Here is a 1187-nt window from a genome sequence, read left to right as displayed (position 1 = left end):
TTACTAATGTCGGTAACGACGCCAGCGCCGACCGTACGACCACCTTCGCGGATTGCGAAACGAAGTTCCTTATCCATTGCGATTGGGGTAATCAATTCAACATCCATAGCGATGTTATCGCCTGGCATTACCATTTCTGTACCCTCTGGAAGAGTTACAGAACCTGTCACGTCAGTTGTACGGAAGTAGAACTGTGGACGGTAACCGTTGAAGAACGGGGTATGACGACCACCCTCTTCCTTGGTCAGGATATATGCTTCAGCTTTGAATGTAGTGTGCGGTGTGATTGAACCCGGCTTGGCCAGAACCTGACCACGCTCAACGTCTTCACGCTTGGTACCGCGAAGAAGAACACCAACGTTGTCGCCTGCTTCACCTGAATCCAGAAGCTTGCGGAACATTTCAACACCAGTACAAGTGGTTGAAGTTGTGTCTTTAATACCAACAATCTCAAGTACGTCACCAACAGTAACAACGCCAGCTTCAACACGACCGGTTACAACAGTACCGCGACCGGAGATGGAGAAAACATCTTCGATTGGCATCAGGAAAGTCTTATCTACATCACGTACAGGCGTTGGAATGTAATCATCAACCGCTTCCATCAGCTTCAGGATAGATGGAGCACCGATGTCAGACGTATCACCTTCAAGTGCTTTCAGTGCAGAACCAACCACGATTGGCGTGTCATCACCCGGGAAGTCGTAGGAGTCCAGCAGTTCGCGAACTTCCATTTCAACCAGTTCAAGCAGCTCTTCATCATCAACCTGGTCAGCCTTGTTCAGGTATACTACCAGATGCGGTACGTTTACCTGACGTGCAAGCAGTACGTGCTCACGAGTCTGTGGCATCGGGCCATCTGCAGCCGATACAACCAGAATACCACCGTCCATCTGTGCAGCACCAGTGATCATGTTCTTCACATAGTCAGCATGGCCCGGGCAGTCAACGTGTGCGTAGTGACGGTTCGCTGTCTCATACTCAACGTGAGCCGTTGCAATAGTGATACCGCGCTCGCGCTCTTCCGGAGCACCATCAATATCGCCGTAATCCTTAAATTCAGCACCACCTGTCTCAGACAGAACTTTGGTGATCGCAGCGGTCAACGTGGTTTTACCATGGTCAACGTGACCAATGGTACCAATGTTTACATGCGGCTTGGTACGTTCAAACTTTTCCTTTGCCAT

General features: G+C 50.0%; 1 protein-coding gene. It reads right to left on the bottom strand.

Features of this window, described 5'->3' with window-relative positions; genetic code table 11:
- On the bottom strand, positions 1–1187 hold a 1187-nt coding region (tuf, locus tag MMIC_RS12380; protein ID WP_072660775.1), incomplete at its 3' end, for an elongation factor Tu.

The sequence above is a fragment of the Mariprofundus micogutta genome (assembly GCF_001895085.1).
Taxonomy (GTDB): domain Bacteria; phylum Pseudomonadota; class Zetaproteobacteria; order Mariprofundales; family Mariprofundaceae; genus Mariprofundus; species Mariprofundus micogutta.
Note: the sequence above shows the minus strand (reverse complement) of the source record. Positions and strands in the feature narration are given on the sequence as shown.